At 74.1% G+C, this 22,917-nt stretch carries 25 protein-coding genes; 12 read left to right on the top strand and 13 right to left on the bottom strand.

All coding sequences use genetic code 11. The annotated features are described in order from the left end of the window. Positions 1–6: 6 nt before the first annotated feature. A complete protein-coding gene (locus tag ISOVA_RS14785; RefSeq protein WP_221927824.1) occupies positions 7–756 on the bottom strand; it encodes a DUF305 domain-containing protein in 750 nt (249 codons plus the stop codon). 108 nt (positions 757–864) lie between these two features. On the opposite strand from ISOVA_RS14785, the gene ISOVA_RS14780 reads away from it, so the two are divergent. Then, positions 865–2,328 (top strand): LVIVD repeat-containing protein, encoded by a 1,464-nt coding sequence (locus ISOVA_RS14780; RefSeq protein WP_081474882.1) that lies wholly within the window; start codon positions 865–867, stop codon positions 2,326–2,328. A gap of 90 nt (positions 2,329–2,418) precedes the next feature. Here the strand turns inward: ISOVA_RS14780 and ISOVA_RS14775 are convergent, their stop codons facing one another. Both ISOVA_RS14775 and ISOVA_RS14770 read right to left on the bottom strand, forming a co-directional pair. After that, entirely contained in the window at positions 2,419–2,868 is a 450-nt protein-coding gene (locus ISOVA_RS14775) for an SRPBCC family protein (protein ID WP_013840000.1), read from the bottom strand. 68 nt (positions 2,869–2,936) lie between these two features. Next, positions 2,937–3,956, bottom strand: coding sequence for a DMT family transporter (locus ISOVA_RS14770; protein ID WP_013839999.1), 1,020 nt, complete (start codon positions 3,954–3,956; stop codon positions 2,937–2,939). Positions 3,957–4,008: 52 nt separating this feature from the next. On the opposite strand from ISOVA_RS14770, the gene ISOVA_RS17035 reads away from it, so the two are divergent. Genes ISOVA_RS17035 through ISOVA_RS14755 form a run of 3 tightly spaced genes read left to right on the top strand, consistent with a single transcriptional unit; the run spans position 4,009 to position 7,575 of the window. Further along, complete coding sequence (locus ISOVA_RS17035) at positions 4,009–4,821, top strand: hypothetical protein (protein WP_221927823.1); 813 nt, start codon at positions 4,009–4,011, stop codon at positions 4,819–4,821. Between the two features lie 9 nt (positions 4,822–4,830). Next, positions 4,831–5,892 carry a PQQ-binding-like beta-propeller repeat protein gene (locus tag ISOVA_RS14760; RefSeq protein WP_013839998.1) on the top strand — a complete coding sequence of 354 codons (1,062 nt, stop codon included), beginning with the start codon at positions 4,831–4,833 and terminating at the stop codon, positions 5,890–5,892. A 9-nt stretch (positions 5,893–5,901) separates the two neighbouring features. After that, positions 5,902–7,575 (top strand): outer membrane protein assembly factor BamB family protein, encoded by a 1,674-nt coding sequence (locus tag ISOVA_RS14755; protein WP_013839997.1) that lies wholly within the window; start codon positions 5,902–5,904, stop codon positions 7,573–7,575. Between the two features lie 6 nt (positions 7,576–7,581). Here ISOVA_RS14755 and ISOVA_RS14750 read toward each other — a convergent pair whose 3' ends face one another. Further along, positions 7,582–8,280: a PadR family transcriptional regulator gene (locus ISOVA_RS14750; protein WP_013839996.1), complete on the bottom strand. Its 699-nt coding sequence runs from the start codon at positions 8,278–8,280 to the stop codon at positions 7,582–7,584. A 174-nt stretch (positions 8,281–8,454) separates the two neighbouring features. Next, the gene (locus ISOVA_RS14745) at positions 8,455–8,772 is read right to left on the bottom strand and encodes a hypothetical protein (protein ID WP_013839995.1); all 318 of its coding nucleotides are present in this window, start codon (positions 8,770–8,772) and stop codon (positions 8,455–8,457) included. 116 nt (positions 8,773–8,888) lie between these two features. On the opposite strand from ISOVA_RS14745, the gene ISOVA_RS14740 reads away from it, so the two are divergent. After that, a complete protein-coding gene (locus tag ISOVA_RS14740; RefSeq protein WP_013839994.1) occupies positions 8,889–9,797 on the top strand; it encodes a DNA/RNA non-specific endonuclease in 909 nt (302 codons plus the stop codon). Here ISOVA_RS14740 and ISOVA_RS14735 read toward each other — a convergent pair whose 3' ends face one another. Further along, positions 9,798–10,592 carry a hypothetical protein gene (locus ISOVA_RS14735; protein ID WP_013839993.1) on the bottom strand — a complete coding sequence of 265 codons (795 nt, stop codon included), beginning with the start codon at positions 10,590–10,592 and terminating at the stop codon, positions 9,798–9,800. Next, on the bottom strand, positions 10,589–11,488 hold the full coding sequence (locus tag ISOVA_RS14730; protein ID WP_013839992.1) for an ABC transporter ATP-binding protein: 900 nt from the start codon (positions 11,486–11,488) through the stop codon (positions 10,589–10,591). Before ISOVA_RS14730 ends, ISOVA_RS14735 begins: the two co-directional genes overlap by 4 nt. 154 nt (positions 11,489–11,642) lie before the next feature. On the opposite strand from ISOVA_RS14730, the gene ISOVA_RS14725 reads away from it, so the two are divergent. Beyond that, a complete protein-coding gene (locus tag ISOVA_RS14725) occupies positions 11,643–12,881 on the top strand; it encodes a sensor histidine kinase (RefSeq protein ID WP_013839991.1) in 1,239 nt (412 codons plus the stop codon). Further along, positions 12,878–13,552, top strand: coding sequence for a response regulator (locus ISOVA_RS14720; RefSeq protein ID WP_013839990.1), 675 nt, complete (start codon positions 12,878–12,880; stop codon positions 13,550–13,552). Before ISOVA_RS14725 ends, ISOVA_RS14720 begins: the two co-directional genes overlap by 4 nt. 11 nt (positions 13,553–13,563) lie before the next feature. On the opposite strand, the gene ISOVA_RS14715 is transcribed toward ISOVA_RS14720, so the two are convergent. Beyond that, positions 13,564–14,352, bottom strand: a complete 789-nt coding sequence (locus ISOVA_RS14715; protein WP_013839989.1) for a deoxyribonuclease IV — start codon at positions 14,350–14,352, stop codon at positions 13,564–13,566. A gap of 47 nt (positions 14,353–14,399) precedes the next feature. On the opposite strand from ISOVA_RS14715, the gene ISOVA_RS14710 reads away from it, so the two are divergent. After that, positions 14,400–15,227, top strand: coding sequence for a hydroxymethylpyrimidine/phosphomethylpyrimidine kinase (locus ISOVA_RS14710; RefSeq protein ID WP_013839988.1), 828 nt, complete (start codon positions 14,400–14,402; stop codon positions 15,225–15,227). 28 nt (positions 15,228–15,255) lie between these two features. Here the strand turns inward: ISOVA_RS14710 and ISOVA_RS14705 are convergent, their stop codons facing one another. After that, positions 15,256–15,798 carry a COG4315 family predicted lipoprotein gene (locus ISOVA_RS14705; protein WP_013839987.1) on the bottom strand — a complete coding sequence of 181 codons (543 nt, stop codon included), beginning with the start codon at positions 15,796–15,798 and terminating at the stop codon, positions 15,256–15,258. A gap of 151 nt (positions 15,799–15,949) precedes the next feature. Between ISOVA_RS14705 and ISOVA_RS14700 the strand changes: the two genes are divergently transcribed. The 3 genes from ISOVA_RS14700 to ISOVA_RS15745 are packed head-to-tail and all read left to right on the top strand — an operon-like array spanning position 15,950 to position 17,899. Then, positions 15,950–16,627: a YceI family protein gene (locus tag ISOVA_RS14700; RefSeq protein WP_013839986.1), complete on the top strand. Its 678-nt coding sequence runs from the start codon at positions 15,950–15,952 to the stop codon at positions 16,625–16,627. A gap of 7 nt (positions 16,628–16,634) precedes the next feature. Beyond that, positions 16,635–17,138: a sigma-70 family RNA polymerase sigma factor gene (locus ISOVA_RS14695; RefSeq protein WP_013839985.1), complete on the top strand. Its 504-nt coding sequence runs from the start codon at positions 16,635–16,637 to the stop codon at positions 17,136–17,138. Beyond that, positions 17,135–17,899, top strand: coding sequence for an anti-sigma factor family protein (locus ISOVA_RS15745; protein ID WP_013839984.1), 765 nt, complete (start codon positions 17,135–17,137; stop codon positions 17,897–17,899). Before ISOVA_RS14695 ends, ISOVA_RS15745 begins: the two co-directional genes overlap by 4 nt. A 21-nt stretch (positions 17,900–17,920) precedes the next feature. Here the strand turns inward: ISOVA_RS15745 and ISOVA_RS14685 are convergent, their stop codons facing one another. From ISOVA_RS14685 to ISOVA_RS14670, 4 genes are all read right to left on the bottom strand, one after another. Continuing rightward, a complete protein-coding gene (locus tag ISOVA_RS14685) occupies positions 17,921–18,463 on the bottom strand; it encodes a GNAT family N-acetyltransferase (protein ID WP_041294930.1) in 543 nt (180 codons plus the stop codon). 90 nt (positions 18,464–18,553) lie between these two features. Then, positions 18,554–18,826, bottom strand: a complete 273-nt coding sequence (locus ISOVA_RS14680) for a toxin (protein ID WP_233275917.1) — start codon at positions 18,824–18,826, stop codon at positions 18,554–18,556. After that, complete coding sequence (locus ISOVA_RS14675) at positions 18,808–19,071, bottom strand: ribbon-helix-helix domain-containing protein (protein WP_013839981.1); 264 nt, start codon at positions 19,069–19,071, stop codon at positions 18,808–18,810. Before ISOVA_RS14675 ends, ISOVA_RS14680 begins: the two co-directional genes overlap by 19 nt. A 65-nt stretch (positions 19,072–19,136) precedes the next feature. Continuing rightward, positions 19,137–20,018 carry an NAD-dependent epimerase/dehydratase family protein gene (locus ISOVA_RS14670; RefSeq protein ID WP_013839980.1) on the bottom strand — a complete coding sequence of 294 codons (882 nt, stop codon included), beginning with the start codon at positions 20,016–20,018 and terminating at the stop codon, positions 19,137–19,139. A gap of 214 nt (positions 20,019–20,232) precedes the next feature. Here ISOVA_RS14670 and ISOVA_RS14665 point away from each other — a divergent pair, with 214 nt between their 5' ends. Next, positions 20,233–22,899: a phosphoenolpyruvate carboxylase gene (locus ISOVA_RS14665; RefSeq protein ID WP_081474928.1), complete on the top strand. Its 2,667-nt coding sequence runs from the start codon at positions 20,233–20,235 to the stop codon at positions 22,897–22,899. Positions 22,900–22,917 lie beyond the last annotated feature (18 nt).

Below are 22,917 nucleotides of genomic sequence, written 5' to 3'. Positions count from 1 at the left end.
CGCGCGTCACAGCGCGTCGAGGATGTCCTGGAGCCGCGCGATCTCCGCCGCCTGGCCGGCGCCGATGTCGTTGGCGAGCTCCTCGGTGCGCAGGTCCTCGCCCGAGGTGAGCACCGTGACCGCCATGTCGACCGCGCCCTCGTGGTGCTCGATCATCGCCTCGAGGAAGAGCCGGTCGAACTGGGGGCCCGACGCCGCCTCGAGCGCCGCCATCTGCTCCGCGCCGATCATGCCCGGCATGTCGCCGTGGTCGCCGTGGTCGCCGTGGCCCGCGTGGCCGCCGCCGGGCGCGCGCGGCCCCGACCCGTCGAGCTGCTCGACGTCGGCCGGGACCGGCAGGTCCCGCTCGGCGAGCCAGGCGGCGAGCCCGTGGATCTCGGCCCCCTGCGTGTCGTAGATGCGCGACGCGATGGCCTTCACCTGCTCGTGCTCGGCCCGGTCGACCGCGAGCTCCGCCATCTCGAGCGCCTGCAGGTGGTGCGTGATCATGTGCGTCACGAAGTCCGCGTCGGCCTGGTTCCACCGCGGGGCCGTGCTGTCGTCGGGGACGAAGTCCTCCGGCGCGACCGTCGTGGCGGGCTCGCCGGGCCGGCCGGGCTGCAGCACGACGCTCGACGGCGTCGAGCTCGCCGCGGCGTCGTCGCCCGTGCAGCCCGCCAGCCCCGCGACGAGCACGCCGGGCACGAGGACCCACGCCGGGGCGGACCACCGCCGTCGGGCACGCCTCGCCACGTCGTGGCTGGGAGGAAGATCCACGTCCACTGTCACCGCCTCGTAAATTTTTGCCGTGTCCTCTGGTGGCGCAGGTCACATTCCGCCAGAGTGGGGGCACCCTACCAAGGAGGTGTGACGCCTGTGCGTCGAATGACAACGATCCACAGACGACGTGCGCTCGCGGCCGGATCCCTGGCCGGAGCGCTCGCCGTGGGGTCCCTCGCGGCCGCGGGACCCGTGTTCGCCGAGCCCGGCGACGGTGCCGAGCTCCCCGCCCAGGGCATCGTGGCCCTGGACGACTCGACGACGCCCGTGGACCTGACCCAGCCCGGCAGCATGGACTCCGTCAACATGGAGCTGCTGGCCAACATCCCCAAGAACGGCCACTTCACGGCCGAGAGCGCGTACAGCTCGGACATGGCGTTCCAGGGCGACTACGCGTTCGCGGGCAACTACAACGGCTTCACGGTGTACGACGTCAGCGACCCGGCCGCGCCGGAGCAGGTCGTCCAGGTGCTGTGCCCCGGCTCGCAGAACGACATCTCGGTCTACGGCGACATCCTCGTGCTGTCGACCGACTCGCGCCGCACCAACGACTCGTGCGAGAACCAGGGCGTGCCGGGCAGCGACACGACCAGCCCGTACTGGGAGGGTCTGAAGATCTTCGACGTGTCCGACCCGACGGCGCCCGAGTACGTGACGTCGGTCGAGACCGCGTGCGGCTCGCACACGCACTCGCTCGCGCCGAGCAAGGACGGCCGGACGCTCTACGCGTACGTGTCCTCGTACTCGCCCAACGTCAACCTGGTGAACTGCCAGCCGCCGCACGACCTGATCTCGATCGTCAAGATCCCGGTCAAGGCGCCCGAGACGGCCGAGGTCGTCGCGACGCCCGTGCTGTTCCCGGACGGCGGCTACGAGGGCGCTCCGGGCAAGTCGGCCACGTCCGGCTGCCACGACATCACGACGTACGTGAAGCTCGACCTCGCCGCGGGCGCCTGCATGGGCGACGGCATCCTCATGGACATCTCCGACCGTGAGAACCCCGTCGTGATCTCGAGCGTGCGCGACACCGAGAACTTCGCGTTCTGGCACTCGGCCACGTTCAACAACGACGGCACCAAGGTCGTCTTCACCGACGAGCTCGGCGGCGGCGGCGCGGCCACCTGCAACCCGACGGTCGGCGAGAAGCGCGGCGCCAACGCCATCTACGACATCGTCGACGGCGAGCTCGAGTTCCGCAGCTACTACAAGATTCGGCGGACGAACACCAACACCGAGAACTGCGTGGCCCACAACGGCTCGCTCATCCCGGTCAAGGGCAAGGACATCATGGTCCAGGCCTGGTACCAGGGCGGCATCTCGGTGTTCGACTTCACCGACTCGGAGAAACCGACCGAGATCGCGTGGTTCGACCGGGGTCCGCTGTCGAACGAGCGGCTCATCCTCGGCGGCTCGTGGTCGGCGTACTACTACAACGGGTACGTCTACTCGAACGACATCCAGCAGGGCTTCGACGTCCTGCGGATCGCCGACGCCGCGGGGGTCGGCAAGCAGAAGCCGAACACCTACAAGGAGTTCAACCCGCAGCAGCAGATCCCGTTCCACGGGTGACCTGACGGGCTGACCCGCACGCCGACGGCCGGCCACCTCGCGCTCCCGGGAGGGGGAGCGGGGTGGCCGGCCGTCGGTGCGCGTGCTCGGTCAGCTCACGTCGCCGCGCCAGGCACCGGTCTCGGTGCCACGACGCTCGATGAACTCCTTGAACCGCTCGAGGTCACCCTGGACGCGCCGGTCGTCGAAGTTGAGCGCGGCGCCGACCTTCTCGGTGAAGCCCTCCGGGTCCCAGTCCATCTGGACGGTGACGCGCGTGGACGTGTCGCTCAGCCGGTGGAAGGTGACGACGCCGGCCTGGTCCGGACCGCTGGTGCTGCGCCAGGCGACGCGCTCGTCCGGGTGCTGCTCGGTGATCTCCGCGTCGAACTCGCGCTCGACGCCGCCGATCTTCGTCCGCCAGTGTGTCGTCGTGTCGGTGATCTGACGCACCTCCTCCACGCCCTCCATGAAGTGCGGGAAGTCCTCGAACTGCGTCCACTGGTTGTACGCGGTGGTGACGGGGACGTCGACGTCGATCGACTTGGTGACGCTTTCCATGGCGACTCCTTCCTGTCGGTGACTTCACCGTCACCCGGGCGCCGGGCACTCGCACGCGCGCGGCGGAGTCAGGCGCGACGGCGGCGCAGCCGGCTCTCGACGACGGGGACCGCCACGGCGACGAGCGTGAGGCCGGCCCCGAGGTAGGTCGCCGGGCCGGGCGGCGCGGCGTCGGGCACGACGACGTCGAGCACGAGCGCGCCGACGACCTGGCCGGCGATCATGCCGAGCGCGAGCAGCAGCACGCCGATGCGCTGCACGACGGCCGCCTGGATTGCGATGAACACGATGCCGATGAGGCCGCCCGAGTAGAGCAGGAGGTCGAGCGGCAGGTCCGAGGGCAGCGCCCCCGCGGGCCACCCCTCGAGTGCGACCGAGACGGCGAACGCCGCGAGCAGGGCGGCGGTCCCGACGACGAAGTTGACGAACGTCGCCGCCCCGACGGCGCCGAACGCGCCGGCCATGCGGCCGCCCGCACCGCCCTGCTCCACCGCGGCCGCGCGGATGCGGCCGTTCATGGCCTGCTGCCAGGACTGGAGCGCGCCCGCGACGAACGGCACGACCGCGAGCCCGAGCGCCGCCGTCGAGCCCACCGAGCCGGAGACCGCGATCGCGACGGCGACGACGGTGAGCGCGGGGCCGAGCGCCCGGCCGAGCGTGACGAGCCGGACGCCGCCCGGCGCGAGCCCGAGCCGGTCGACCAGGAGCGAGCTCACGGACTGGCCCGCCACGATCGCGACCATGAACAGCGCGACGCCCAGCGTGCCGACCGTGAGGCCCTGCGCGGCGACGTAGAAGCCGCCGCACGCACCGCCGAGCAGCTCCCACCAGCGCAGGCCGCCGCCCCGCAGGCGCCCGACGACGTGCCCGACGGCGGCCCGGGCCGCGGGCCAGCACGCGAGCGCGAGCGTGAGCCACACGAGGCCCGACCCGAACGAGATCACCGCCGCGCCGAACCCGCTGCCCACGTGCTCGGCCAGCGTGCCGTTGACGCGGCTCTGCACCGCGGCGCCGAACCCGCCCGTCACGGCCGCGGCGACGCCGAGGACCCTCGACGCGGTGTCGGGGGGCGGGGTCGGGGCGGTCACCCCGGGAGTGTACGACCCGGATCCGGGCCGTCCCCGTGCCACCATGCGGCTCATGAGCACCGACCTCGAGCCCGCCGAGGCGCCCGAGGACTTCCCGGGCACGAGCGCCGACACGGGCTGGTACGTCACGCCCGAGGCGCAGACGGTCCGCGAGGTCTACCGGGGCCTCGAGGCCGAGTTCGGCACGGTCGACTACTTCGTGGACCTCCACAACCAGTGGTCCTGCTACGCCACCGAGGACCTCGAGAGCATGTCGCCGCTGTCGATCTCGGCGCGGTTCATCGACGACCCGAGCGAGTTCGGCGACTGGCCGAAGTTCGACATGGACGCGTCCAAGCGGGCCAACGTCGCGGTCTACAAGGCGCTCCAGAACCAGGGCAGGTCGGGCTTCGGCGCGGTCACGCTCTACCCGCAGGACACGAACCTGCCGGGCACGGCGCTCGGTTCGTTCGCGCTGCGCGGCAGCGCCACGGTGCTGTTCGAGACCTCGAGCCAGACGCAGTACGACGGCATGAAGCGCAACGGCATGCTGCGCGCGGCGGGGTCACCCGCCCGTACCCGCGCGGCAACGCCGCCGAAACCTCCGCGGCGCACGATGGCTCCAGGCACCCACGAGGTCCCCACGGAAGGAGCCCGCCATGGAGGCGACCCCCTCGACCACGGCCCGTCGCGCCGCGGCCGTCCACCCCACGACCACCCGCGCCACGAACCCCCGCCCCACGACCCCCGCGACGACCCCGCGCGGCGCGTCGGGCGGCGGCGACCGGCTGACCACCGACCCGGCCGACCGGCGCAAGCGCGCCAACGCCGCGCTGCTCGAGCTCGTCGTCACGCAGGCGACCCGCAGGCGGTAGCCCGGCGGTAGATTCGTGAGGTGGCTCGACGGCGAGGCGCACCCGACCCCTACACGTTCGACCTGGTCCCGGGTGACGAGGTCGACGGGTCGGCGCCCGACGTCGTCGGGGAGCGGACGCTCGACGCGGCGTACGGGGCCGAGGACGTCATGGTCGAGCCGGCCGCGGGAGGGCTGCTCGCGGTGCTGCGCCTCGAGGACGCCACGACGGGCGAGGTGGTCGTGGAGCTCGACGCGCCGTTCACCCCGGTCAGCCAGCTGTGGGAGTGCTCTCACGGGATCCTCGAGGACGGGGACGTGATCGTCGCCGAGTTCGGGCGGGGGCAGCTCGTCGCGTCGCCCCTGGTCGTCGAGCACTCCCACTGCGGGGTCGACGTCGCCACGGCCGCCGACGGGACGGACCTCACGGAGGCGTCCGGGGACGTCCGGACGGGCTTCGGCTGGTACGGCGTCGGGGGCCGCATGCCGTACCCCGACGGCGGCGTCGTCGCGACCGACGACGAGGGCCGCAGCCGCCTGGTCGACGACGAGGGCGAGGTCGTGCTCGAGGTCGTCGGCACGATCGTCGTCCCGAGGGCCACCGACGGCGCTCCCACCGACGTCGTGCTGGTCGACACGCACGACGGCTCGATGGTCGCGGTCGACCGCGACGGCTCCGAGCTGTGGAGGGTCTCCGTCCCGTACGCGAACGCGATCGTGCGCGCCGACGGGGTCTTCCTGGTCGGCGGCTTCGACGGCCTGCTGGCGCTCGACCTGCGCACCGGGGCCGAGCGGTGGCGGACCTCGGGCGAGTTCACCGACCCCGGCGCGATCCTCGTACCCGCGACCGGGGCCGCGACCGACGGCAGGACGGCGCTGCTGTCCGCGACGACGCACGACATGGCGTCGGGCCGCGTCGGGACCGCCCTCGTCGCGGTGGACCTCACCACGGGCGACGTCGCGCCCGTCGAGGTCGACGGCGCGGAGTGGGAGACGCTGGTCACCGTCGACGGTCACCCGCTGCTGCTCACGGCGGAGCTCGACCGCACGAACGGGCTCCGCGGCCTGACCGCTGAGAGGGTGAGAGGACTCGGACGGCAGTAGCGTCGAGAGGTGGGCCGGCGACGCGACGCCGACGACGGCGTCTTCACCTTCGAGATCGTGCCCGGTGACGGTCACGATCCTCGCCGGAGCGCGCCCGAGGCGGCCGACCTGCCCGACGGCGGTGCCGCCGTCGTGCACCTCGAGCGGGTCGAGCCCGACCCCGAGCCCGAGGCGGGGCCGGCACGCGGGCCCCGCACGCCGCACGCGCAGCGGTGGCTCGTCGCGGTCCTCGTCCTGGTCCTCGGGGCGGTCGGCGCGGTCGCGATCGACGTCGTCGGCGACCGGAACCGGGCCGCGGCGCTGCGCGTCGCGTCGGGCGGCGTCCTCGACCTGTCCCGGCCGCCCGCCGTGACGTGGGACGTCCGCGCGGACGACCGCGCACCGGGCGGGCTGGTCGCGGTCATGGGCGGGGCCGCCGTCATCCAGCGCTACGACGACCTCGAGGGGGTCGACCTCGACACCGGCGAACGACGCTGGTCCGTGCGCCTGCCCGACCGGACCAGCGAGTGCGGCGGCGGGTACGGGCTGTGGGACCAGCGCGCGCGGATCGTGCCGTCGCGCCTGCTCGTGTGCCTCTCCGGGCGGGCCGAGGAGCGGACGGTCGTCGTCGTCGACGCCGAGGGCGGCGTGGTGTCGCGGCGCCCGCTCGAGGTCGCGGACGACCTGGTGCGGCCGGCGCCCCACGGCGCGGTCGTCACGGCGTCGTGGGTCGGGCAGGCGTCCGAGCCCGACGTCGGGCTCACCGGCGACCCCGCGGCCGGCGACGTGCAGGTGGACGGCGAGATCGCGGACGGGTACGACGCCGAGGTCCGCCTGCTCGACGCCGTCACGGGCGAGGTGCGGTGGGAGCGCATGGTCGAGTTCGAGCCCGTGCTCGACGGCTACCGCTGCGTCGAGTACACCAACGGGGGCCGCGACGCGGAGGTCGACCTGCGCGGTGAGCTGCGCGTCGCGTCGGCCGGCGACCTGCTCTGGGTCTTCGGCTGCGGCATCGACGCGTGGTTCACGCCCGCGGGCGAGCGGCTCGAGGTCGTGGCCGGCGTCGGCCCCTCGAGCCACGGCGCCGCGGTGCGGGCGCTCGACGGCGGCGGGTACGTCGGCTCGGCGACCGGCGGCCGCGTGGGGTCCGTCCCCGAGGGCGACCGCCTGCTGGGGCGGGACGGCCAGGTGCGGCGCGAGCTCGGCGGGCACCTGCTCGTCCCGCGCGCGTCCGACGGTGGCCGGGGCGGCGTCCACCTCGTGCGCGTCGGCGACGAGACGCACGCCGTCGACGACGAGGGCCGCGTCCTGTGGGTGCGGGGGACGCGCGTCGTGGCGCTGCTCGCGCAGGCGGGCGGCATCGCCGTCGTGACCGACGCGCTGGGCCGCGTGGCGGGCCTCGACCTGGACACCGGGCGCGAGATCTGGTCGCACGACGACCTGCTCGCCGACGTCGAGGGCGAGCGGGTGTGGGGCTCGGTGTCCGACCGGGTGCAGTCGGTGTTCACCGACGGCCGGCGCATGGCGCTCGTGTGGCCGGCCCTCGACCAGGAGCAGATCGCCGCGCACTGGGCCGCGGTCGACGTCGCGACGGGCGAGCTCGTGTGGACGAGCATGCTCGAGCACGACGCGTGGGGCATCGACCTCGCGGCCGACGGGCGCCTGCTGCGCTGGTCGCCGACGGCGATCGTCGGCCTGGGCTGACCGCGCTCAGGCGTCGGGGTCCGCAGGGTCCTCGGCCAGGACCCGGTAGATCTCCCGGCGCGCGCGGTCGAGGACCTCGACGGCGGCCTCGCCCTGCGCTGCGGTGCCCGTCCGGACGACCTGCTCGACGGCGTCGCCGAGCGCGTGCAGGCCCTTGCGCAGGTCGCGCAGGTGCGCCGGGCGGCCGCCGGCGACCGTCTCCCACGGCGTGCCGAGGTCGCCGCGGTGCTCCTCGACGTAGGCGCGGCCCGCGTCGGTGAGCGACGCCAGGCGGCGGCCGCCGTCGTCGGACACCTCGACGAGGCCCTCGTCCTGGAGCTGCGCGAGGGCCGGGTAGACGGCGCCCGGGCTCGGGCGCCAGCGGCCGTCGGTGCGCTCGGCCAGCTCGGTGATGACCTGGTAGCCGTGCATGGGCTGCTCGGCGAGGAGCAGCAGGATCGCCGCGCGGATCTCGCCGCGCCCGGCACGCCGGCCCCGGGGCCCGCCGGGTCCGAAGCCGGGCCCGAAGCCAGGCCCGAAGCCCGGGCCGAAGCCGCCGCGTCCGCGACCGCGGTGGCCGTGGAACGCCTCGCGCGGGTCCCGGCCGTCGGGTCCGGGCCGGCCGCTGTGCGGCATGCCGGCGCCGTCGGGGAAGTCGCCGCGACGGCGGCGCCGTCCGCGCGGTCCGAAGGGCTGCTCGAAGGGGTCGTGTCGTGGGGTTCGCATGGGATGCCTCCTGGCCGGGGGTGGGTCGGGAGCGGGTGCGCTCGACCGAACATCATCGAAGATACATCAACGATATATCGTTAGCAATCCCAGACGTCGCCGAGGTAGCGCAGCAATCGGCGAAGTAGCGCGTTCTCGCGCGAGGTAGCGCTCGATCCGCCGAAGTAGCGCGGGCTACGGCGTCTGCAGCGCCGCGAGCGCTCCGGTGTCGACGACCGCCTCGCACGTCGCCGCCACGACGCCGTCGGCCACGAGCGACGAGGCCACGACGAGCTCGTCGGCCGGGAGCGCGGCCGGCCCGGGGACGCCGTGCACGGCGACCGCGTCGACGTCGTCGGGCGCCTCGACGACGAGCGGCGCCAGGTTGAGGTAGCCGACCGTGGCGCACGAGGTCGCCCCGTGGGCGGCGACGAGCCCGAGCACGAGCGCGACGACGACCACGCCCGCACCGAGCGCGGCCGCCGCCGCACCGACCACCACCCGACCCGCCATGCCGCTCCCCGCTCTGCTCCGAGCCCCGTGCCCTGCGTGTGTCGCAGGCGTCGCGATCCTTGCGCCGCGCCCCCGCCGGGGTGGACCGGCGCGGCGCGGTCTGGTGGGGTGGGGGCGTGACGGGCTACGACGCGCGGTTCCTCGGTCCCGACGACGCGGTGCACGTGCCGCTGCCCGCACCCGCTCCGGACGCCCCGCCGCGCACGTTGCGCCGCCTGGACCACCCGCACTTCACGGTGCTGCTCGACCCGGCACGGCGCCTCGCGGCGGCGACCGGCGTGATGATCGACGGCGCGCGCCTGCAGCCGCTGCCGCGCACGGGCGGCTGGCGGCTCGACCCGCAGGCGCCCGAGCACGAGCAGGCCGGTCCCGAGCTCTACCACCGCAACGCCCTCGACCGCGGGCACCTCGTGCGCCGGCGCGACCCCATGTGGGGCACGGTCGCCGAGGCGGTCGCGGCGGGCGAGGCCACGTTCGTCTACACCAACGCGGCCCCGCAGGTCGGGCGGTTCAACCAGTCGAAGGAGCTGTGGAACGGGCTCGAGGACCACGTGCTCGCCTACGCGCAGGCGCACGAGCACCGGCTCGTCGTGCTGACCGGCTGCGTCCTCGCGGCCGACGACCCCGTCTACCGCGGCGTCGGGATCCCGCGCCGGTTCTGGAAGATCGCGGCGTGGGCCGCCCCGTCGTGGCGCGTGCCCGACGACGGCGGCCCGGTCGCGCCGGCGGCCTCGCTGCGGGCCGCGGCGTTCGTCCTGGACCAGAGTCCGCAGCTCGAGGAGGTCGAGCTGCGGACGCGCACCGCCCGGGCGCTCGCGGCCGGCGAGCTGCCGCCGCTCGGGCCGTTCCGGACCTTCCAGGTGCCCGTGGCCGACGTCGCGGCGCTCACCGGGACGGACCTCGGGCCGCTGCCCGCGGCCGACGTGCTGCCGGCCGCGGGCCCGCGGCCCGAGGGAGTGCCGCCGTCGGGCACGGTGCCCGGCGGCTGGCGCGAGATCACCGCACCGACCGACCTGCGCGTGTGATCAGGCGGACTTGATCTCGCTGCGGGTGAGCCGCACGAGGCCGCCGACGACGGGCAGCACGGCCCAGATGAGCGTCGCCGTCGCGACCTGGGCCCACTCCTGACCCGATGCGCCGCCCTCGAGGATCGGTGCGCCGGCCGTGCCGAGGTCGATCCACGGCATCGCGTCGCGCACCGCGGTGATGAGCGAGCCGACGATGCTGAACAGCGTCGGCAGGAACAGGTACGACACGATCGCCGCGGGCGTGTTGAGCAGCAGGAGGCCGAAGCCGACGCCCTGCACCATGCCGATGACGACCAGCAGGAGCGCGCCGAGGACGGCGTCGCCCGGCACGTTCCAGCTCGCCTCGGCGCCGCGGAACTGCACGACCCACAGGTGGGCGAGCGCCGCGACCCCGAATGCCGCCGCGAAGAACACGACCCCGGACGCGACCGCGCTGAGGAGCTTGGCGAGCCCGACCCGGACGCGCCGCGGCTCGAGCGTGAACGTCACGAGCGCCGTGCGCTGCGACCACTCCGAGGTGGCGGCGAGGATGCCCACGATCGGCAGCAGCATCGCCATGGGCGTCACCGTGCCGAGGAAGAACCCGCCGAACGGGACGTTGCCGTCCCCGACCGCACCGGTGATGACGACCACCGCGGCCGTGATGATGCCGATCGTGGCGAGGAGCCAGCGCCCGGCGCGGGTGTCGAGCTGCTTGCGCCACTCGACGAGGGCGAGCGTCGCGAACGAGATCGGCCGCACCTCGGCCGTCGTCCGCTCGGTGGTCCGGGGTGCTGTCGTGGCGGCGGTCATGCCGACACCTCCTCGCGCGCGTCCCCGGCGGTGAGCTCGAGGAACAGGTCTTCCAGGCCGCGCGAGTCGGCGGCCCGCAGCTCGGTCACGACGACGCCGGCGGCGCTCGCGGCGCGCGCGACGGCGGCGGGCTCGGCCTGGGCGTCGACGCCGCCCGTGGCCAAGGGCTCCGCGGTGATGCCCGCGGCGGTGAGAGCCGCGACGAGCGCGGCGTCGTCCTCGGAGCGCGCGAACGTGCCGGCGCGGCGCAGCAGGTCGTCCTTGGCGCCCTGGGCGACGATGCGGCCGCGGCCGATGACGACGAGCCGGTCGGCGACCTGCTCGATCTCGTGGAGCAGGTGGGAGCTGAGCAGCACGGTGCCGCCGTGAGCGGCGAAGTCCTGGAGCAGGTCGCGCATCCAGCGGATGCCCGCGGGGTCGAGCCCGTTGGCGGGCTCGTCGAGGATGAGCACCTCGGGGTCGCCGAGCAGCGCGGACGCGATGCCCAGGCGCTGGCGCATGCCGAGCGAGTACGAGCCGACGCGGCGGGCCGCCTCCTTCTCGGTGAGCCCCACGAGGTCGAGCACCGCGTCGACCCGGCGCCGGTCCACGCCCGTGAGCAGCGCGGCGAGCGTGAGCACCTCGCGACCGGTGCGCCCGGCGTGCTGCGCCGAGGCGTCGAGCAGGACGCCGACGCGGCGGCCCGGGTTGGCGAGCGCCGCGAACGGGACGCCGAGCACGCGGGCGGTGCCCGACGTCGCCGGCGTGAGCCCGCACATCATGCGCATCGTCGTGGACTTCCCGGCGCCGTTGGGGCCGAGGAAGCCGGTGACGTGGCCGGGGGTGGCCGTGAACGACACGTCGTCCACGGCCACGACCGGGCCGTATCTCTTGGTCAGGTGCTCCACGGTGATCATGGCTGCCAGCCTTCCCGCGCGCGCCCGGCGCGCGCATCCACCGACGGCATGGACCTGGGTCCGCCGTCTCGGCCGTCCGGCGTCGTCCGAAAGGATGACCCGCCACCGCCTGACGGCGGATGACCGGGCCGGGCGCGGTGCCTACTCTCGGTGCATGCCCATCCCAGCCCCTGGCCGACCGGCCGCCGACCGCTCGCGCGCCGCCCGCGTGTGGGGCGAGGTGTGGCGCGTCCTCGTCGCGGCGGTGTTCGGCATGGTCATGGGCGCGTTCGTCGCGTACGAGGCCGACATGGGTGACCGCCTGATCTCCGACGAGCTGTGGGCGCTGGACTTCCTCGTCGGCCTGCTCGGCCTCGGCCTGCTCCCGCTGCGGCGCAGGGCGCCGCTGACGGTCGCGCTCCTGCTCAGCGCGGCGACGACCGTGTCGATCGCGGTGGTCGGGGCCGCGGTCATCGCCGTCGTCTCGCTCGCGACGCACCGCCGGTGGTGGAGCGTGGGCGTCGTCGGGGTCGTGTTCGTCCTCGCCGGGTGGGTCTACGGCCTGCTGCACCCGCTCGTGGGCGACCCCGGCTACTGGCCGCTGCTCGACGTCGTGGGCGGCGTCGTCATCTATGCGCTGCTCGTGTGGATCGGCGCGTACATCGGGCTGCGCCGCGAGCACCTCGCCTCGCTGCGCGAGCGGGCCGAGACGGCCGAGCGCGAGCAGGCGAGCCGCGTCGCGCAGGCGCGGGCCAACGAGCGGGCGCGGATCGCGCGCGAGATGCACGACGTGCTCGCCCACCGCATGTCGCTCGTCGCGATGCACGCGGGCGCCCTCGCGTACCGGACCGACCTGCCGCCCGACAAGGTCGCCGAGACCGCGTCGATCGTGCAGTCGAACGCGCACGCGGCGCTGACCGAGCTGCGCGAGGTGCTCGGCGTCCTGCGCGAGACCGGCGGACCGGTGCCCGACGCCCCGGAGGGCATCGTCCGCGCGCCCGAGCGACCGCAGCCGACCCTGGCCGACCTCCGCGAGCTCGTCGACGACGCGCGCGCGAGCGGCACCGAGGTGCACGTCGACGTCCGCGCCCGGCGGCTCGACGAGCTGCCCGACGCCGTGAGCCGGCACGCGTTCCGCATCGTCCAGGAGGCGATGACCAACGCGCGCAAGCACGCCCCGTGGGCGCCCGTGACCGTCGTGGTCGACGGCGAGCCGGGGGAGGGGCTCTCGCTCGCGGTTCGCAACCCGGTGCGCAGCGTCGGGCCGCAGCTCGCGCCGGTCGGCGCGCCGCCGCCGTCGGGCCTCGGGCTGGTGGGCCTCACGGAGCGGGCCGAGCTCGTGGGCGGCCGCCTCGCGTACGGCTCCGCGGGCGGCGCGTTCGTGGTGTCGGCCTGGCTACCGTGGGCGCCATGAGCGAACCGGATGCCGCCGCGCCCCTCGCCGTGGTCGTGGTGGACGACGACGCGCTGGTCCGGGCCGGGCTCGGCCTGATCCTCGGCGGGTCGCCCGACCTCGAGGTCGTCGGCGAGGCGCCCGACGGCGCGGCCGCGGTCGAGCTCGTGACGCGCCTGCGGCCCGACGTCGTCCTCATGGACATCCGCATGCCGCGCCTCGACGGTCTCGAGGCGACGCGGCGGCTGGTCGCGGTCGGGGTGCCGTCGCGGGTCATCGTGCTGACGACCTTCGACACCGACGACATGGTGCTCGAGGCCCTGCGCGTCGGCGCCGCCGGGTTCCTGCTCAAGGACACGCCGCCCGACCGGCTCGTCGCTGCGGTGCGCGCGGCCGCCGCGGGCGAGCCTACGCTGTCGCCGAGCGTCACGTCGCAACTCATCGCCGCGGTCTCGCAGACGTCGGCGCCCGACGGCCGCCGCGCGGCCGAGTCGCGCGTCGCCGCGCTGACCGAGCGCGAGCGGGAGGTCGCGCTCGCCGTCGCGCGCGGGCTGTCCAACGCCGAGATCGCCGGCGAGCTCTACATGAGCGTGCCGACCGTGAAGACGCACGTCTCGCGCATCCTCACCAAGCTCGACGCCGCGAACCGGGTGCAGGCGGCGATCGTCGTGCACGACGCCGGGCTCGTCTGAGGTCGTACGCCTCAGGCCAGCCGCTCGCGCAGCCAGGCGATGTCGGGGCCCATGTCGCCGTGCGTCTCGCAGATGACCGGGGCGCCTGCCGTGGCGATCACGCCGACGAGCAGCTCCTCGGGGATCATGCCGAGGCCGAAGTGCGTGTGCCGGTCCGCGCCCGAGCCGGCGGCGTCGCGCGAGTCGTTGGCGTGGACGAGGTCGATGCGGCCCGTGATGCCGCGGATCTCGTCGACCGCCGTCGCGAGGTCGATGCCGCCCGCCCAGGCGTGGCACGTGTCGAGCGTGAAGCCGACGTTCTCGGCGCCGTTCGCCTGCATCACCGCGGCCCACAGCTGCTCGATGCGCTCGAGCCGGCGGGCCATCGAGAAGTCGCCGCCCGCGGTGTTCTCGATGAGCACGGGCACATCGCTCTCGAGGGCGTCGATCGCCTTGCGCCAGTTGTCGAAGCCGGCCGCCGGGTCGTCCTTCGCGGTCACGTGCCCGCCGTGGACGATGACGCCCTTGGCCCCGATCTCCTCCGCGCGGACCATGACCTGCTGCAGCAGCTTGCGGCTCGGGATGCGGATCCGGTTGTTCGTCGACGCGACGTTGATGACGTAGGGCGCGTGGACGTACACGTCGAGCCCGGCGGCGGCCGCCTCCTCGCGGAACGCCTCCGTGCCTCCGGGGTGCTCGATCGGCGGCACCTTCCACGCCTGCGGGTCCGACACGAACACCTGGACGACGTCCGCGCCGATCTCCTTGGCCTGCGCGACGGCGTCGGACAGGTCGACGTGGGCACCGATCTTCACGCTCATGGCCCACACCCTACGGGCCGCCTCCGACGCCCGTAGGCTTGGCGCCCATGAGCACCACCCCTTCGCTCGCGTACGTGATCGCCGGCTCCGAGGCCACCGGCGGGGCAGGCATCCAGGCGGACCTCAAGACGTTCCAGCAGCTCGGCGTCTACGGCGTCGGCACGCTGACGTGCATCGTGTCGTTCGACCCGAAGAACGGCTGGCGCCACCGGTTCGTCCCGGTCGACCCGCAGGTGATCGCCGACCAGTTCGAGGCCGCCACGGCTGCGCACGACCTGGACACCGTCAAGATCGGCATGCTCGGCACCCCCGCGACCATCGACGTCGTCTCCCGGTCGCTCGCGAGCCGGCCGTGGCGCCACGTCGTGCTCGACCCGGTCCTCATCTGCAAGGGCCAGGAGCCGGGCGCGGCGCTCGACACCGACACGGCGCTGCGCGAGCAGGTCCTGCCGCAGGCGACGGTCGTGACGCCCAACCTCTTCGAGGCGAAGACCCTCGCGGGCATGGACGCGATCGAGTCGGTCGACGACCTCGCCGAGGCCGCCCGCCGCATCCACGCGCAGCTCGACACGTCCGCGGGCCCGCGCTACGTCGTCGCCAAGGGCGGCGTCGAGCTGCCGGGCCCGGACGCCGTCGACGTGCTGTTCGACGGCGCGGAGGTCACCGTCCTGAGCGCGCCCAAGGTCGGCGAGGAGCGCGTCTCGGGCGCCGGCTGCACGTTCGCCGCGGCCATCACGGCCGAGCTCGCCAAGGGCGCCGACGTCGCGGACGCCGTGCGCACCGCCAAGGACGTCGTCACCGCGGGCATCCGGGCGCGCGTCGGCGCCGCGACGCCGTTCGACACCGTCTGGCAGGGCGCGTACACGGCCGCGTGACCGCTGCCTGACGCGTCCCGCCGCACGGTCAGTACCCGCCGCCGTCGTCGCCGCCCGTGCCGGGCAGCTCGGTGATCTCCGAGCCGTCGGGCGCGACGACCCACCAGACGTCGTTGACGCCCTGGCCGGTCACGTCGCCCGGCGCGGAGTCGCCCGCGTACAGGTAGACGGGCCGCTCGTCGACGGTGACCTGCAGCTCGCCGTCGGTCCCGGTGATCGTGCCGACCTCGGCCGTGACGCCCTCGACCTGCGGGTCCTCGCCGTCCGCGTGCACCGGCGGCCACATCGCCAGGCACTCGCCGGTGCACGTGCTCTCGCCCGAGCCCGGCTCGTCGTTGGAGTAGTAGTAGACGGTCATGCCCTCGCCGTCGACGACGATCTCGCCGAGCTCGCTGTCGGCGGTGCCCAGCACGACGTCGCCTGCGGGCTCCTCCATGCCCTCGTCCATGCCGGTGTCGCCGCCGCCGGGCTCCGCTTCCTCCGCACCGCCGCAGCCCGCCAGGGCGAGCGCCGCCGCGACCGCCGTCGTGGCCGCGGCTACGGTGGGTGTCAGACGGGACGTGCGTCGCATGATGCCTCCCTCGTTCGGTGCCCTCTCCCGGTACGACGAGGCCCGGCCCCCGGAGGTTCATCGGCGGCCGCGGTGAACCCTCCGGCCCTCCGGCCCGTCGTGCGGGGTAGGGAGCCCCACCGGGGGCGGCGAGCGAGGGTGGTGCGGAGTCGTGCGCAGGGCGGCGAAGGTGGCGATCGGCGTGGGCGTGGCCGTCGTGGTCGGCGGCGCTGCGGCCGTCGCGTGGGGTCCCGGCCTGTACGCGGACTGGGCCAACCGGGCCGCGGCCGAGGCGCCCGCGCTCGAGGCGACGGGCGCGCCGGTCCCCGAGGAGACCGCGGGGCTCGACGGCGTGTGGGTCGTCGCCGACGGCTCGTTCGCCGGGTACCGGGTCCACGAGGTGCTGCGCGGCGAGGACGTCACGGTCACCGGCCGCACCGAGGAGGTCACGGGCTCGGTCACGATCGCGGACGGCACGCTCACCGACGCGGAGGTCGTCGTCGACATCGAGAGCGTGCGCACCGACGAGCCGCCGCGCGACGCGTACTTCCGCGGCACGGTCATGGAGGTCGGCACCTACCCGACCGCGACGTTCGTGCTCACCGAGCCGGCGCCGCTCGAGCCCGGCCAGACCGCCGTCGAGCTCACGGGCGACCTCACGATCCGCGACGTCACACGCGAGGTCACCGTCGACGCCGAGGTCGCCACGACCGACGACGGCGCGCACGTCGTCGGCAGCGTTCCCCTCACGTTCGCCGACTACGGCGTCGAGGCGCCCGCGCTCGCGTTCGTGCGGGTCGACGGCGAGGGCAGCATCGAGTTCTCGCTGCGGCTCGAGCGCGAGGGGTGAGGCGAGGGTGCCCACCGACGAGCAGCTCCTCGAGGCGATCCACGCCGCGCACGCCGGTGCGCTGCACCGCTACGTCGCCCGCCTCGTGCGCGACGACGCCGAGGCGCAGGACGTCGTCCAGGAGTCGCTGCTGCGGCTGTGGAAGCACACCGAGGTGCTCGAGCGGCCCGAGGAGTCGGTGCGGGCCTGGCTCTTCACCGTCGCGCGGCACCTCGTCGTCGACCGGCTCCGCAGCGCCCGGCACGCCCACGAGCGCACGACCGACCACGTGCCCGAGACGCCCGAGCCCGACGCCACCCAGGCCGTCCTCGACGCCTGGCTCGTGGCCGACGCGCTCGTCGAGATCTCGCCCGAGCACCGCGCCGTCGTCGTCGGCGCCTACTACCGCGGGCGCACGGTCGCCGAGCTCGCCGAGGAGCAGGACGTGCCGCCCGGGACCGTCAAGTCCCGGCTGCACTACGCGCTGCGTGCGCTCCGTCTCGCGCTGCAGGAGAAGGGAGTGACGCCATGACCGGGATGGAGCCGACGCCGCGGCCGGTCGGGCGCGCCGCCGACCCGTACCGCGAGTGGGACGCCGCCTACGTGCTCGGCGCGCTCGGCCCGGCCGAGCGCCGCGCGTACGAGGAGCACCTCGCCGGGTGCGCCGCCTGCCGCGAGGCCGTCGCCGAGCTCGCCGGCATGCCCGGCCTGCTGTCCTCCCTCCCGCCCGAGCACGCCCTCGCGCTGCTCGACGACACCTCCCAGACCGCCGCGAGCGCCGACATCGTCCCCTTCTCGGCGCTCGCGGCTAGGGCCCGTCGTCACCGTGCCCGACGGCGGTCGCTCGCCCTCGTCGCGGCCGTCGCCCTTGTCGTGGGTGGCGTCGTGACCGGACTCGCGCTCGGTTCGGCCGGACCCGAGGGCGAGGCACCCGGGGGAGTGCCGTCGTCGGGCACGGTGGCGGAGGGGACCGCCGTCGAGCTCGAGCCCGTCGGCGCGATCGACGTCCGCGCGACGCTCACGGCGACGCCGCGTCCGTGGGGCACGCAGCTCGAGTGGAGCTGCAGCTACCCCGCGCGGTCGGCGGGCCAGCGGTACGACGCGGCGGAGCCGGTCGCGTACGAGCTCGTCCTCGTCGACCGTGACGGCGGGCGGACCGTCGCCGCGACGTGGAGCGCGTCGGGCACCGAGTCGCGCGGGCTGTCGGCCGCGTCCGCCGTGCCGCTCGACGACGTCGCGCGCGTCGAGATCGCCGTCGCAGGCGGGCAGGCGCTCGCGGCTGCGGAACTGTGAACCATGAGCATCAGCATGGCCTCAAGCTGGCCGACGGGTTGGCGACCACCTGCCACGCCACTGCTCGGCGCCGTAGGCCTCGTAGCGCTCCACCTCGGTGAAGCCGAGCTTGGTCGCGAGGCGAATTGAGGCACTGTTGGCCGTCTGTGTCGACAGCGACACGGACTCACCGGGTAGTGCGGTCGTGAACCAGTTGAGGACTGCTGTGCACGCCTCGGTGGCATAACCGCAGCCCCACGCTTCGGGCAGGAACAGATATCCCAGGGTGGCCTCTTCGCCCGCCACACGGACGCAGCTCTTGCTGACAGGCTCGAGTCGGTCGAGCGTAACGATCCCGATCAGTGCCCCGTGAAGATCGACAGCGAAGAGTCCCGGCCGTCGGTTGTCCTCTGGCAGCGAGCGCTCGAACTCCTGGCGCGGGCGCGGTCCACCGATGTAGGTGCCGACTTCGGGAGAGGTGAACAACTCGACAAGTGCCGGGCGATCCTTCCCCTCAGGCTCCCGCAGCAAGAGGCGCTCTGTCGCGATCATTGGGGGCCACGTCGCCCGTGCACGTTGCGCCATGTCGCGACCCTATGGGGATCCGGAGCTCGAGGATATCGGCGAGGTCTGATCGCGGCGCCGCGGCACCGTCGCATCGGGTGCTCGAGAGAGTCAGGTGAGCAGGTCCAGGTACTGGGGCCGTGCCTTCATCGCGTGAATGATCAGTTCGTCCCCGGAGTCGAAGACAAGAACCACGAGCTCCAGCATGCGCCCGGAGTCGTCGAAGCCGAGCATGAGCCAGCGACGGGGGTCGTCCTCGTCATCGAGCGGGACTTGATAGAGGCTGTGCTGGGCGGCGTAGAGCACACCCGCCTCGGTCAGCCGGTCGCGTCGGAAGTGTTTGCGAGCCGAGTCGTGCAGCCGCCTCATGCGACGTGCAGCCACGCACGTACGGCCGCCCGGATCGCCTCAGACCGGTTCGCGAGGCCCTCGGACTCCGCACGCTCGTTCAGGGCCGCGAGTGTGCGGGCGTCAAGCCGCACGGGCACGACGATCCCGGGACCTTCGCCCGCGCTCGGACGTCCGCGACGGCGGAGCGTCTCGACGTCGTAGCCCCCCTCAGCCTCGTCGGCCCACGCCTGGATTTGTTCGTCGCTCACCGCCTGACCGCGAATCTTCTCCTCACCCATGCGAATAGCGTATACGAAAACCCTCTCGCAGTCGACGGTCTGCGGGACGACGAGGCCAGGGTCAGTCAGTCCCGCACCTCGTCGAGCCAGGAGTGCTGCGGCTCGTAGCCGAGCATGCGGCGGGCCTTGTCGATGCTCAGGAGCGTCTCGCGTCCGCGCAGCGGCCGGTGGAGGCGCACGCCGGGGAACTCGGCGGCGGCCAGCTCGGCGGAGTCACGCCGCATGACGGTGTCGGCGTTCGCGACGATGAACGCCTCGAAGCGCGTGAACGTCGCCTCGAGCGCGAGGCGCACGGCCTGGGCGCCGTCGCGCGCGTCGATGTAGCCCCACAGGTTCCACCGGCGGGCGGCCGGGTCGTCCTGCCACGTCTCGAAGCGCGCGTAGTCCTCGGGCAGCATGACGTTGGAGAACCGCAGCGCGACGGCCTTGAGCTGCGGGTCCCAGCGCGTGAGGTGCTGGGCCATCTCCTCCTCGAGCGTCTTGCCGAGTGAGTAGGTGGTCTGCGGGATCGGCGGGTACTCCTCGTCGACCGGCAGGTACGGCGGCGGCACGTCGAACGGCAGTCCGAGCACCGTCTCGCTCGAGGCCCACACGACGTTGCGGATGCCCGTGACCTGTGCGGCGCGGAACACGTTGTACGTCGCGGGGACGTTGTTGGCGAACGTCGTGGAGTTGGGCGCCATCCCGGGCGCGGGGATCGCCGCGAGGTGCACGACGGCGTCGGCGGGCCCGGACTCGTCGACGCCCGCGAGCAGCTCGGTCACCTGGCCGAGCTCGCCGAGGTCGGCGCGCACGAACTTCCCCGGCAGCGGACGCGGGGGAGCGACGCGGTCGGTCGCGACGACGTCCCACCCGTGGGCGGCGAGGTGCTCGACGACGGCGGGTCCGAGCCGGCCGCTCGCCCCGGTGACCACGACCCGCTGACCCGGCTGTGCTGGTGACGTCATGCCCCGATCCTGACACCCCCGGACCGGGCGGGCGAGACCGGCCGGGGTACCGCCGTCGGGCAGGACCACCGATCGGACGCCATGTTCGGTTCAAGGCAGGTTCGGCTTAGTCTCTTGGATCGTGAGCGAGAACCAGGCACAGCCCACCGGCGTCGTGACCGACCCCTCGCCCGCCTCCGCGGGCGCGCGCGAGCGGGTCGTGGCCCGGCACGAGATGCCCGACCCGCTGCGCGACGACATCCGCCTGCTCGGCGGGCTCCTCGGCACGGTCCTGCGCGAGGCCGGCGGCCAGGACCTGCTCGACGACGTCGAGCGGCTGCGCGAGCTGACCATCCGCGCGTACGGCTCGGACGACGGCGGCACGGCGCTCGCCGAGGCGGCCGACCTCGTGGCCGGCTTCCCGCTCGAGCGGGCCGAGCAGGTGGCGCGCGCGTTCACGTGCTACTTCCACCTCGCGAACCTGGCCGAGGAGTACCACCGCGTGCGCGTGCTGCGCCAGCGCGAGACCGAGGCCGGTGCCGCCGTCGACGAGTCGCTGCCCCACGCGTTCACCCAGCTCGCCGAGGAGGTGGGCCGCGACGAGGCGCTGCGCCGGCTGAGCGAGCTCGAGTTCCGCCCGGTGCTCACCGCGCACCCGACGGAGGCGCGCCGTCGGGCCGTCTCGGGAGCGGTGCGGCGCATCTCGAACCTGCTCGCCGAGCGCGACACGATGCGCCCGGGTGGCACGTCGCTCGTCGAGAACGAGCGGCGCCTGCTGGCCGAGATCGACACGATGTGGCGCACGTCGCCGATCCGTGCGGCCAAGCCGACCGTGCTCGACGAGGTCAAGACGGCCATGGGCGTCTTCGACGCCACCCTGTTCAACACGTTCCCGGAGGTCTACCGCCGGCTCGACGACTGGCTGCTCGACGGCGACGCCGGACGCGCGGCGCCCGTCGCACGGCCGTTCGTCTTCCTCGGCTCGTGGATCGGCGGCGACCGCGACGGCAACCCCAACGTCACCGCCGAGGTCACGCGCCAGGCCGCGACGCTCGCGGCCGAGCACGCGCTGACCGCGCTCGAGGAGGCGGCGCGCCAGGTCGGCCGCAAGCTCACGCTCGACGAGGCCGGCACGCCGCCGTCGTCGGCGCTCAAGGCGCTGTGGCAGCGGCTGCGCCAGCTCTCGGAGGACCTCACGGCGCAGGCCGCGGCGGTGTCGCCGCGCGAGCCGCACCGCGCCGCGGTGCTCGCGATCGCGGGCCGCATCGGGGCCACGCGGCGCCGGGACGCGGACCTCGCGTACCGGCGGCCCGAGGAGCTGGAGGCCGAGCTGCGCGTCGTGCAGGACTCGCTCGTGGAGGCGGGCGCGCCCCGCGCCGCGTACGGCGACCTCCAGAAGCTCGTGTGGCAGGTCCAGACGTTCGGCTTCCACCTCGCCGAGATCGAGGTGCGCCAGCACTCGCAGGTGCACGCCGCGGCGCTCGACGAGATCGCCGAGAAGGGCGTGCACGGCGACCTGTCCGACCGCACGCGCGAGGTGCTCGACACCTTCCGCGCGCTCGGGGCGGTGCAGCGCCGCTTCGGCGAGCGGGCCGCGCGCCGCTACATCGTGTCGTTCACGCAGGCGCCCGAGCACCTCGCGGCCGTCTACCACCTGGCCGAGCTGGCGTTCGAGGACGCCGAGGACATCCCGGTCATCGATGCGATCCCGCTGTTCGAGACCTTCGCGGACCTCGAGGCGTCGGTCGACATCCTCGAGGCCGCGCTCGAGCTGCCGCAGGTCCAGCGCCGGCTCGCGGCCAACGGCCGCCGCGTCGAGGTCATGCTCGGCTACTCGGACTCCTCGAAGGACGTCGGGCCTGTCGCGGCCACGCTCGCGCTGCACTCGGCGCAGTCGCGCATCGCGGAGTGGGCGCGGCGCCACGACATCACGCTCACGCTGTTCCACGGCCGCGGCGGGGCGCTGGGCCGCGGCGGCGGCCCGGCCAACCGCGCGGTCCTCGCGCAGCCGCCCCACTCGGTCGACGGCCGCTTCAAGCTCACCGAGCAGGGCGAGGTCATCCTCGCTCGGTACGGCGACCCGACGATCGCCGCGCGCCACATCGAGCAGGTCGCGGCCGCGACGCTGCTCGCCTCCGCGCCGTCGACCGAGAAGCGCAACGCCGCCACGGCCGAGCGCTTCGCGCACGTCGCGTCCTCGCTCGACGCGTCGTCGCGCGCCCGCTTCCACGCGCTCGTGAAGTCGGAGGGCTTCCCGCAGTGGTTCGCGCAGGTCACGCCGCTCGAGGAGATCGGCCTGCTGCCGATCGGCTCGCGCCCGGCCAAGCGAGGCCTGTCGGTCAACTCGCTCGACGACCTGCGCGCGATCCCGTGGGTGTTCTCGTGGTCGCAGGCGCGCATCAACCTGGCCGGCTGGTTCGGGCTCGGGACGGCGCTGCGCGAGTTCGGCGACAGCCCGGAACGCATCGCGGAGCTCCAGGCGGCGTACCGGGAGTGGCCGCTGTTCGCGACGCTGCTCGACAACGTCGAGATGTCGCTCGCCAAGACCGACGAGCGCATCGCTGCCCAGTACCTCGCGCTCGGCGACCGCGACGACCTCGCGCAGATGGTGCTCGACGAGCTGCGCCTCACGCGCGAGTGGGTGCTGCGCGTGACGGGCAACGAGTGGCCGCTCGCCAACCGCCGCGTCCTCGGGCGTGCCGTGCAGCTGCGCTCGCCCTACGTCGACGCGCTGTCCCTGCTCCAGGTCCGCGCCCTGCGCGCGCTGCGCACCGAGGGCGCGAGCGAGGGCGTGACCGCCGAGTCCGGCAAGTGGGTCGACGGCGGGTACAAGGACCGCTGGCAGCACCTGCTGCTGCTCACCGTCAACGGCGTCAGCGCGGGCCTGCAGAACACCGGCTGATCCTGCGGCCGGTGGTGC

This window comes from Isoptericola variabilis 225 (assembly GCF_000215105.1).
Taxonomy (GTDB): Bacteria; Actinomycetota; Actinomycetes; order Actinomycetales; family Cellulomonadaceae; genus Isoptericola; species Isoptericola variabilis_A.
This window is presented reverse-complemented; position numbering and strand designations above follow the sequence as displayed.

Coding starts and splice junctions, on each gene's coding strand:
- ISOVA_RS14780 (WP_081474882.1), top strand. CDS start 865: ATGACAACGATCCACAGACGACGTGCGCTCGCGGCCGGATCCCTGGCC.
- ISOVA_RS14775 (WP_013840000.1), bottom strand. CDS start 2,868: ATGGAAAGCGTCACCAAGTCGATCGACGTCGACGTCCCCGTCACCACC.
- ISOVA_RS17035 (WP_221927823.1), top strand. CDS start 4,009: ATGAGCACCGACCTCGAGCCCGCCGAGGCGCCCGAGGACTTCCCGGGC.
- ISOVA_RS14750 (WP_013839996.1), bottom strand. CDS start 8,280: ATGCGAACCCCACGACACGACCCCTTCGAGCAGCCCTTCGGACCGCGC.
- ISOVA_RS14745 (WP_013839995.1), bottom strand. CDS start 8,772: ATGGCGGGTCGGGTGGTGGTCGGTGCGGCGGCGGCCGCGCTCGGTGCG.
- ISOVA_RS14735 (WP_013839993.1), bottom strand. CDS start 10,592: ATGACCGCCGCCACGACAGCACCCCGGACCACCGAGCGGACGACGGCC.
- ISOVA_RS14730 (WP_013839992.1), bottom strand. CDS start 11,488: ATGATCACCGTGGAGCACCTGACCAAGAGATACGGCCCGGTCGTGGCC.
- ISOVA_RS14725 (WP_013839991.1), top strand. CDS start 11,643: ATGCCCATCCCAGCCCCTGGCCGACCGGCCGCCGACCGCTCGCGCGCC.
- ISOVA_RS14720 (WP_013839990.1), top strand. CDS start 12,878: ATGAGCGAACCGGATGCCGCCGCGCCCCTCGCCGTGGTCGTGGTGGAC.
- ISOVA_RS14715 (WP_013839989.1), bottom strand. CDS start 14,352: ATGAGCGTGAAGATCGGTGCCCACGTCGACCTGTCCGACGCCGTCGCG.
- ISOVA_RS14710 (WP_013839988.1), top strand. CDS start 14,400: ATGAGCACCACCCCTTCGCTCGCGTACGTGATCGCCGGCTCCGAGGCC.
- ISOVA_RS14705 (WP_013839987.1), bottom strand. CDS start 15,798: ATGCGACGCACGTCCCGTCTGACACCCACCGTAGCCGCGGCCACGACG.
- ISOVA_RS15745 (WP_013839984.1), top strand. CDS start 17,135: ATGACCGGGATGGAGCCGACGCCGCGGCCGGTCGGGCGCGCCGCCGAC.
- ISOVA_RS14685 (WP_041294930.1), bottom strand. CDS start 18,463: ATGGCGCAACGTGCACGGGCGACGTGGCCCCCAATGATCGCGACAGAG.
- ISOVA_RS14675 (WP_013839981.1), bottom strand. CDS start 19,071: ATGGGTGAGGAGAAGATTCGCGGTCAGGCGGTGAGCGACGAACAAATC.
- ISOVA_RS14670 (WP_013839980.1), bottom strand. CDS start 20,018: ATGACGTCACCAGCACAGCCGGGTCAGCGGGTCGTGGTCACCGGGGCG.
- ISOVA_RS14665 (WP_081474928.1), top strand. CDS start 20,233: ATGCCCGACCCGCTGCGCGACGACATCCGCCTGCTCGGCGGGCTCCTC.